The following is a 9409-nucleotide window of genomic DNA, read 5'->3' as shown; positions in this document are numbered from 1 at the left end:
CCGGCAGACAGCGAAGCTCGCCCATGCCGCCGGGCGCGAAGTGTCGATGACGCTGTCGGATTCGTTCTGCGTCGACCGCTATCGCGACGAGTTTCTGGAGCTGATGCGCTCAGGCACCGTCGACATCGTCTTCGCCAACAGCCACGAGATCAAGTCGCTTTACCAGACCGCCTCCTTCGACGAGGCGCTGGCGCAGATCCGCAAGGACTGCAAGATCGCTGCCGTCACCCGCTCTGAAAAGGGCTCGGTAATCGTGCGCGGCGACGAGACCGTCACCATCGATGCGACCAAAATCCGCGAACTGGTCGACACCACCGGCGCCGGCGACCTCTATGCCGCCGGCTTCCTCTACGGCTACACGCAAGGGCGCAGCCTGAAGGATTGCGGCGACCTCGGCTCGCTGGCGGCCGGACTGGTCATCCAGCAGATCGGGCCAAGGCCGCGGCAGAATTTGCGCCACGAGGCTGAGCAGGCAGGGCTGCTGTAGGGCTCGACGCCGTCTCTTCCTTCTCTCCCTTCGGTATGGGAGAAGGCAGAGACGTCCGCTCCTCACGCCCCCGCCGTATACGCCGCGATCGCCGCCATGTTGACGATGTCGCTGTCCTTGGCGTTGAGCGAGACGATCTGAACCGGCTTGTCCAATCCGACCAGCAGCGGGCCGATGACCATCGAGCCGCCGAGTTCCTGCAGCATCTTGGTTGAGATCGAGGCCGAGTGGAACGCCGGCATGATCAGCACATTGGCCGGGCCGGTCAGCCGGATGAACGGGTATTGCGCCATGGCGCGCGCGTTGAGCGCCACGTCGGCGGCCATCTCGCCGTCATACTCGAAATCGACGCGCCGCTTGTCGAGGATGCGCACCGCTTCCTGGACGCGCTCGGAGCGCTCACCCTGCGGATGTCCGAAGGTGGAATAGGCGAGCATGGCGAGCCTTGGTTCATAACCCATGCGGCGGGCAAAGCCGGCGGCTTCCTCGGCGATGTCGGCGATCTGTTCGGCATTGGGCATGTCGTGCACGGCGGTATCGGCGACGATCACGGTTCGGCCCCGCGCCAGCACGATCGAAACGCCAATGACGCGGTGGCCGGGCTTGGCGTCGATGACACGGCGGATGTCGTCGAGCGCCGTGGAGTAGTTGCGGGTGACGCCGGTGACGATGCCGTCGGCATCACCCAGCGCCACCATGCAGGCGGCGAAATGGTTGCGGTCGTTGTTGATCAGGCGCTGGCAGTCGCGAAACAAGAAGCCCTTGCGCTGCATGCGCTCGTACAGATAGTCGGTGTAGACGCCATTGCGGCGCGACAGCCGCGCATTGATGATCTCGATGCCTTGCTTGTTCAGCTCGATGCCGGCGTTCCTGGCGTTCTCCTTGATGATGTCGTCGCGGCCGAGCAGGATGGCGGTGCCGAGCCGCTGGTTCACATAGGAGACGGCGGCGCGCATCACCTGCTCCTCCTCGCCCTCGGCGAAAACGATGCGCTTGGGCTGGCGGCGCACGCGATCGTAGATGCGCTGCAGCGTCGAGGCGATCGGATCGCGGCGGGCGGAAAGCTCCTGCGCGTAGCGGTCGAGGTCGAGGATCGGCTTGCGCGCGACGCCGGACTCCATCGCTGCCTTGGCGACCGCGATCGGAATGGCCGAGATCAGGCGCGGATCGAACGGCACCGGGATGATGTAGTTGGGGCCGAATTTCGGCCGCATGCCCTGGTAGGCGGCGGCGACGTCGTCGGGCACGTCCTGGCGCGCCAGTTCGGCCAGCGCCCGCGCCGCGGCGATCTTCATGTCATCATTGATGGTGGTCGCCCGCACGTCCAGCGCGCCGCGGAAGATGTAGGGGAAGCCGAGCACGTTGTTGACCTGGTTCGGATAGTCCGAACGGCCGGTGGCCATGATGGCATCGGTGCGGATTTCGGCGACTTCCTCCGGCGTGATCTCCGGATCGGGATTGGCCATGGCGAAGATGATCGGCTTCTCGGCCATCGACTGCACCATCTTGGTGGTCAGTGCGCCCTTGGCGGACAGGCCGAGAAACACGTCGGCGCCGTCCAGCGCCTCGGCTAGCGAGCGCGCGTCGGTCTTGACGGCATGCGCCGACTTCCACTGGTTCATGCCTTCTGTGCGGCCCTGGAAGACGACGCCTTTGGTGTCGCACAGAATGATGTTTTCAGGCGCAAAGCCCATTGCCTTCATCAGCTCGATGCAGGCGATGCCAGCCGCACCCGCGCCGTTGCAGACCATTTTCGTGGTCTTCATGTCGCGGCCGGTGATTTCCAGCGCATTGATCAGGCCGGCGGCCGAGATGATGGCTGTGCCGTGCTGGTCGTCGTGGAAGACCGGTATGTCCATCAGTTCGCGCAGCCGCTGCTCGATGATGAAGCATTCCGGCGCCTTGATGTCTTCCAGGTTGATGCCGCCGAAGGAGGGCCCGAGGAAGCGCACGCAGTTGATGAACTCGTCGGCATCCTCGGTGTCGACCTCGAGATCGATGGAATCGACATCGGCGAAGCGCTTGAACAGCACCGCCTTGCCTTCCATCACCGGCTTGGCGGCCAGCGCGCCGAGATTGCCGAGGCCGAGGATGGCGGTGCCGTTGGAAATGACCGCGACCATATTGCCGCGCGCCGTGTAGTCGAATGCGCGGCTGGGATCCTCGGCGATGGCGAGGACCGGAACCGCGACGCCCGGCGAATAGGCGAGGCTCAAGTCGCGCTGGGTGGCCATCGGCTTGGTGGCGACGATCTCCAGCTTGCCGGGACGGCCCATGGCGTGGAATTCCAGCGCCTCCTGCGCACTGACGGAGGGCCCGGGGTTTTCGGTTTTCCTGGCCATGATGCTTTCGATTTCCTCACCCGTGCAGCACCTCGTCGAGACGGGCGCAATGCTTTCTTTTGTGGAACGTTCGGGATTAAGGCTACACTTCGCCGCTGTAAACCGCCAAGCAGATAGCTCGGGAATTTTGGAAGCAGCTTCTTGAACGACGAAACGCCCATTCGCAGCGACAGCGCTACGCCGGCCTTTGCGCCGGCGACGCCGATGATGGAGCAGTATATCGAGATCAAGGCGGCGAACCCGGATTCGCTGCTGTTCTACCGCATGGGCGATTTCTACGAGCTGTTCTTCGACGACGCCGAGAAGGCGAGCCGGGCGCTTGGCATCGTCCTGACCAAGCGCGGCAAGCACCAGGGCCTCGACATCCCAATGTGCGGCGTGCCGGTGCATGCCGCCGACGACTACCTGGAGAAGCTGATCGGACAAGGGTTCCGCGTCGCCGTCTGCGAGCAGATCGAGGATCCGGCCGAGGCGAAGAAACGCGGCGGCAAGTCGGTGGTGCGCCGCGACGTGGTGCGCTTGGTGACGCCCGGCACCATCACCGAGGACAAGTTGCTGGCGCCGTCAGAATCGAGCTTTTTGATGGCGCTTGGCCGGGTCAAGGGCGGGGCCGAGCCAAGAGGCGGGGAGCGCGGCAGCGCGACAGGGAACCAAGGAAGTTTTGCGCTGGCCTGGATCGAGATCTCGACCGGCGCCTTCCGCGTTGCCGAGACCACCGCAGACCGGCTGCTCGCCGATGTCTTTCGCGTCGACCCGCGCGAGTTGATTGTCGCCGAGCCGGTGTTTTACGATCCCGAGCTGAAACCGGTGTTCGACGTGCTCGGCCGGGTCGCCAATCCGCAGCCGCCGAGCCTGTTCGACTCGGCATCAGCCGCCGGGCGCATCGCCCGTTTCTTCGCGGTGGCGACGCCGGACAGTTTCGGCACGTTTTCCCGCGCCGAGCTATCGGCGATCTCAGGCGCTATCGCTTATGTCGAAAAAACGCAGAAGGCCGAGCGGCCGCCGCTGTCGCCGCCCGAGCGCGAGGAGCAGGGTTCGACGCTGTTCATCGATCCGGCGACACGCGCCAATCTGGAGCTGCTGCGCACCCTTTCCGGCAGCCGCGAGGGCTCGCTGCTCAAGGCGATCGACCGCACGGTGACCGGCGGTGGGGCGCGACTGCTCGCCGACCGGCTGATGGCGCCGCTGACCGATCCGGCGGCAATTGGTGCAAGGTTGGATTCGGTGTCGTTCTTCCGGTCGGAGACACGGCTGTGCCAGGCGGTGCGGGCGAGCCTGAAGAGCGTCGCCGACATGCCTCGCGCCCTGTCGCGGCTGGCGCTCAACCGCGGCGGCCCGCGCGATCTCGGCGCGCTGCGTGCCGGGTTCGACGCTGCCGGCACTATTGCCGAACTGTTCGGGGCGACCGCCCTTCCGCAAGAACTGGCGGCGGCGCTGGCGGCGATCGAGGCGCTGTCACGTCCGCTGGCCGAGCATCTGACGCAGGCGCTCAGTGACGAGCTGCCGCTGCTCAAGCGCGACGGCGGCTTCGTCCGCAGCGGCTACCACGTTGAGCTCGACGAGATGCGGGCACTGCGCGATGAATCGCGCAAGGTGATTGCCGGGCTGGAGCGCTCGCTGATCGACGAAACCGGCATCCGCTCGCTGAAAATCCGGCACAACAATGTGCTTGGCTATTATATCGAAGTCACCGCCAACCACCATGCGATCATGACGAGCAGCGATGGAGCGAAGGCGCGCTTCATCCATCGTCAGACCATGGCCAATGCCATGCGCTTCACCACGACCGAACTCGCCGAGCTGGAATCGAAGATCGCCAATGCCGCCGACCGGGCGCTGGCGATCGAGCTTGCCGCCTTCGACAGGCTGACGGCGGAAGCGGTCGGCCAGGCGGACAAGATCCGCGGCGGCGCAGAAGCGCTTGCCGTGCTCGACGTGTCGGCGGCACTTGCGCTGCTTTCCGAAAGCGAAGCCTGGTGCCGGCCCGTGGTGGACGCCAGCCTCGCCTTCGCAATTTCGGGCGGACGGCATCCGGTGGTGGAACAGTCTCTGCGGCGTTCGGGCGAAGGATCGTTCGTCGCCAATGATTGCGATCTATCGCCGGAAGGCGATGCCAAGAACGGCGCGATCTGGCTGCTGACCGGCCCCAATATGGGCGGCAAATCGACCTTCCTCAGGCAGAACGCGCTGATCGCCATCCTCGCCCAGACCGGCTCCTTCGTGCCGGCGGCATCAGCCCATATCGGCGTCGTCGACCGGCTGTTTTCACGTGTCGGGGCCTCGGACGATCTGGCGCGCGGCCGCTCGACCTTCATGGTCGAGATGGTCGAAACGGCGGCGATCCTCAACCAGGCCGGCGAACGCGCGCTGGTGATCCTGGACGAGATCGGCCGCGGCACAGCTACCTTCGACGGCCTGTCGATCGCCTGGGCGGCGGTCGAGTATCTGCACGAGAAGAACCGTTGCCGGGCGATCTTCGCCACCCACTTCCACGAGATGACGGCGCTGGCCACCAAACTCGCTCGGCTGCACAACGTCACCATGCGGGTCAAGGAATGGGAGGGCGACGTGATCTTCCTGCACGAGGTCGGCAAGGGTGCCGCCGACCGCTCCTACGGCGTGCAGGTGGCGCGTCTGGCCGGCTTGCCGGAAGCGGTGGTCGGGCGGGCCAGGGAAGTGCTGCACCAGCTGGAAGCGGGCGAGGTTTCGGGCAAGGCAAACCGGCTGGTCGACGATCTGCCGCTGTTTTCGGTGGCGGTGAAACGAGAGGCGCCGAAGCCGGTAAAGAGCGATGGACTGAGCGCGGCGCTAGGGGAGATCAATCCCGACGAGATGACGCCGAGGGAGGCGCTGGAAGCGCTGTATCGGCTGAAGGGAATGGCGGGGAAGTAGTCAGGCTTCGTACGATAGCGCAGGGAACGCGACCCTAGGTCCTGCGCCACCTCAAATCATCTGCAGCCCGCGCTTGCGGGTCGGTGGCGGGAAGGCACGGTCGATTTCTGCGGAATCTTCCGAGGTGAGCTCGATGTCCAACGCAGCGACATTCTGGCGGATATGCTCTTGCCTGCCGGCCTTTGGGATGGCGATGACGCCGTCCTGTGCCATCAGCCAGGCCAGCGCCAACTGAGCCGCCGTGGCATTGTGGCGGGTGGCGATGGCTTCGAGCGTGGTATTGCGCGCCAATACGCCCTGATCGACCGGCGAATAGGCCATCAGCGGAATGCCGCGTTGCCGGCTCCAGGGCGCAAGGTCGAATTCGGGGCCGCGCTGAGACAGATTGTAGAGGATCTGGTTGGTCTGGACGCTGTCGCCGGCCGGCAGGCTGACCAGTTCGTCCATCTCATGGGTGTCGAAATTGCTGACGCCCCAGTGGCGGATCTTGCCGGCCTTTTTCAACGCGTCGAAGGCCTCGACCGTTTCCGCCAGAGGCAGGCTGCCGGGCCAGTGCAGCAGATAGAGATCGATACGGTCGGTGCGCAGATGCTTGAGGCTTCTGTCGCAGGCCGCCGGAACGCCGATGCGCGAGGCGTTGGACGGCAGCACCTTGGAGACCAGGAACACCTCGTCGCGGCGCCCGGCAATGGCATCCGCCACCACCTCCTCGGCCCCGCCGCTGGCATACATTTCGGCGGTGTCGATCAGCGTCATGCCGAGATCGAGCCCGAGCTTCAGCGCGTTGACCTCATCGGCATGGCGGCTGAAATCCTCGCCCATCCTCCACGTGCCTTGACCCAGCACGGGAAGGGCTTCGCCCGAGGGCAATGTGGTGGTTCTTATCGTTGATGGCATGGCGGGCTCCAGTCGACGCCCGATGGCAGCACACCCTTCGGGAGAAATCCACCCCGGATTTCCCGCGAGCTGCCTGGTGCTACTCCACCGGATGGGCGGCCAGCCAATCCTGCATCTGCTTGATCTCGGCTTCCTGCGCTGCGATCACCGCTTCGGCCATTTTGCGCATTTCCGGATCCTTGCCATTGGCAAGCTCGATCTTGGCCATGTCGATTGCGGCCTGATGATGCGGGATCATGCCACGGGCGAAATCGACATCGGTATTGCCGGAAGGTTCGATCGCCATCATGGCGGTGTGCATCTTGTCCATCGCCGCCTTGTACCCGTTGGTCGAGGGGCTTTGCGCGCCCATCGCGCCCATGTCGTGCGCCCCCTTGTCGTGTTTCATCTCCTGGGCTTGCGACGGAATGCTTTCGAGGAAAACGGCAAGCAGCATTCCGGCCGCCATCAGCAGCAGCACGATCTTCTTGGCCAAGGTCATTCATGATCTCCTTTTTGAACGAATTTCTATCTCGAGGCTTGGCTCAGAGTCTCAACGTCCTGAGCCGCAACGCGTTGGTGATGACCGAAACCGATGACAGGCTCATCGCCGCTGCCGCAATCATCGGCGACAATAGCGTGCCGGTGAGCGGGTAGAGCACGCCCGCGGCAACCGGCACGCCAAGCACGTTGTAGAGGAAGGCGAAGAACAGGTTCTGGCGGATGTTGCGGATCGTCGCCTGGGCGAGCGTGCGGGCCCGGACGATGCCGTTGAGATCGCCCTTGACCAGCGTGATCCCGGCGCTTTCGACCGCGACATCGGCGCCGGTGCCCATGGCGATGCCGACATCGGCGGCGGCCAGCGCCGGCGCGTCGTTGACGCCGTCGCCGGCCATGGCGACGCCGGCGCCCCTGGCGCGCAACTCCTCGACCAGCGCGCTCTTCTGTTCCGGCAGCAGGCCGGCACGCACCTCGTCGATGCCGAGTTTGCTGGCGATGGCTTTCGCCGTGCGTTCGTTATCGCCGGTCGCCATGATGATCTTGAGGCCGCGGTCGTGCAGCGCCTTGATCGCCTCGGATGTCGTTGCCTTGATCGGGTCGGCGACGGCGACGATGCCGGCCAGTTTCTTGCCGACGGCGACGAACATCGCGGTCTTGCCTTGGGCCTGCAGCGCTTCGGCGCTGGTCGAGATGGATGCGATATGGATGCCGAGATCGGCCATCATCGCGGCGTTGCCGAGCGCGACGTCCTTTCCCGACACCGTGCCGGAAACGCCCTTGCCGGTCACCGCCTCGAAACCGCCGACGTCGGGAATCTTTACCCCGCGTTCACGGGCGCCTTCGACGATCGCCTCGGCCAGCGGATGCTCCGAGCCTTTTTCGAGGCCGGCGGCAAATGCCAGCAGATCATCCTGCGTTATGCCTTCGGCCGCGACGAGGTCGGTCAGTCTCGGCCGGCCTTCGGTCAATGTGCCGGTCTTGTCGACGATCAGCGTGTCGACCGAAGCAAAGCGTTCGAGCGCCTCGGCATCCTTGATGAGCACGCCGGCATGCGCGCCGCGCCCCGTGGCGGTCATGATCGACATAGGCGTGGCAAGCCCCAGCGCGCAAGGACAGGCGATGATCAGCACCGAGACCGCAGAGACGATGGCAAAGACCAGGCTGGGTTGCGGCCCGATGATCGCCCAGGCGATGAACGCAACGATCGCAACCACCACGACGGCCGGGACGAAATAGAAGGAGACGCGGTCGGCCAGACCCTGGATCGGCGCGCGCGAACGCTGCGCCTTGGCGACCAGCTCGACGATCCGCGCCAGCGTGGTTTCGGCGCCGATCCTCTCGGCGCGCATGATCAGCGAACCGTTCTTGTTGAGCGTGCCGCCGGTGAGCGGGTCGCCTTCGGTCTTTTCGACCGGCAGCGGCTCGCCTGACAGCATCGATTCGTCGATGGAAGAGCGGCCTTCCAGCACGATGCCGTCGACCGGCACGGCATCGCCGGGGCGGATGCGCAGGCGATCGCCGGCCTTGACCGTGTCGAGCGGCACGTCGTTTTCGGAACCGTCCTCGCCGATCAGCCGCGCGGTCTTCGGCGCGAGGTCGAGCAGCGCGCGGATCGCCGAGCCGGTTTTCTCACGGGCGCGCAACTCCAGCACCTGGCCGAGGAAAACCAGCGCCACGATGACGGCGGCCGCCTCGAAATAGACCGGCACCGTCCCCTCATGACCGCGGAACTGGTGCGGAAATATATCCGGGAAAAGCGCGGCAACGACGCTGTAGAGATAGGCCGCACCAACGCCGAGCGAAATCAGCGTCCACATGTTGGGGCTGCGGTTGAGAACCGAATCCCAGCCGCGATGGAAGAAAGGGAATGCCGCCCACAGCACAACCGGGCTGGCCAGCGTCAATTCCACCCAGATCTTTGCCGAATCCTCGATGAAGGCGCTAAACGTCACCCCGAGCATTGGCGCCATGGCGAATATCAGCAATGGCACCGACAATACGGCGCTCACCCAGAACCGCCTCGTGAAGTCGACCAGTTCCGGGTTCGGCCCCTCATCGCCGGTCGGCACGCCCATCGGCTCCAGCGCCATGCCGCAGATCGGGCAGGCGCCTGGCTTGTCGCGGACGATTTCGGGATGCATCGGGCAGGTGTATTGCGTGCCTTTCGGCATCGCCTGCGGCTCTGGCTTGTCGCCAAGATACTTTGCCGGCTCCGCCTCGAATTTCACCTTGCAGCCGGCCGAACAAAAATAAAAGCCCTGGCCTTCATGCCGGGAAAAGTGCTTGGCGGCGGCACGGTCGACACGCATGC

6 protein-coding genes are annotated in these 9409 nt (G+C 65.0%); 2 read left to right on the top strand and 4 right to left on the bottom strand.

Translation table 11 applies throughout. The features are described 5' to 3' along the window. The coding region (locus tag EOA86_RS10310) for an adenosine kinase (protein ID WP_164891661.1) at positions 1–487 on the top strand (487 nt) is incomplete at its 5' end. A gap of 62 nt (positions 488–549) precedes the next feature. Here the strand turns inward: EOA86_RS10310 and EOA86_RS10305 are convergent. After that, a complete protein-coding gene (locus EOA86_RS10305) occupies positions 550–2829 on the bottom strand; it encodes an NADP-dependent malic enzyme (RefSeq protein WP_128341523.1) in 2280 nt (759 codons plus the stop codon). 141 nt (positions 2830–2970) lie between these two features. Here EOA86_RS10305 and mutS point away from each other — a divergent pair, with 141 nt between their 5' ends. Continuing rightward, positions 2971–5721: a DNA mismatch repair protein MutS gene (gene mutS, locus EOA86_RS10300; RefSeq protein ID WP_128341521.1), complete on the top strand. Its 2751-nt coding sequence runs from the start codon at positions 2971–2973 to the stop codon at positions 5719–5721. A 51-nt stretch (positions 5722–5772) separates the two neighbouring features. Here mutS and EOA86_RS10295 read toward each other — a convergent pair whose 3' ends face one another. The 3 genes from EOA86_RS10295 to EOA86_RS10285 all read right to left on the bottom strand — a co-directional run. Beyond that, the gene (locus EOA86_RS10295) at positions 5773–6618 is read right to left on the bottom strand and encodes an aldo/keto reductase (RefSeq protein ID WP_128341520.1); all 846 of its coding nucleotides are present in this window, start codon (positions 6616–6618) and stop codon (positions 5773–5775) included. Positions 6619–6697: 79 nt separating this feature from the next. Continuing rightward, positions 6698–7099: a DUF305 domain-containing protein gene (locus tag EOA86_RS10290; RefSeq protein ID WP_095521043.1), complete on the bottom strand. Its 402-nt coding sequence runs from the start codon at positions 7097–7099 to the stop codon at positions 6698–6700. 43 nt (positions 7100–7142) lie between these two features. Then, positions 7143–9409: heavy metal translocating P-type ATPase (locus EOA86_RS10285; protein ID WP_128341518.1), on the bottom strand; the 2267-nt coding region annotated here is incomplete at its 5' end.

The sequence above is a fragment of the Mesorhizobium sp. M5C.F.Ca.IN.020.32.2.1 genome, from assembly GCF_004023105.1.
Classification (GTDB): Bacteria; Pseudomonadota; Alphaproteobacteria; order Rhizobiales; family Rhizobiaceae; genus Mesorhizobium; species Mesorhizobium wenxiniae.
The sequence above is the reverse complement of the archived record's forward strand: the minus strand, read 5'-3'. Positions and strand labels throughout refer to the sequence as shown.

Coding starts and splice junctions, on each gene's coding strand:
- EOA86_RS10305 (WP_128341523.1), bottom strand. CDS start 2,829: ATGGCCAGGAAAACCGAAAACCCCGGGCCCTCCGTCAGTGCGCAGGAG.
- EOA86_RS10290 (WP_095521043.1), bottom strand. CDS start 7,099: ATGACCTTGGCCAAGAAGATCGTGCTGCTGCTGATGGCGGCCGGAATG.
- EOA86_RS10295 (WP_128341520.1), bottom strand. CDS start 6,618: ATGCCATCAACGATAAGAACCACCACATTGCCCTCGGGCGAAGCCCTT.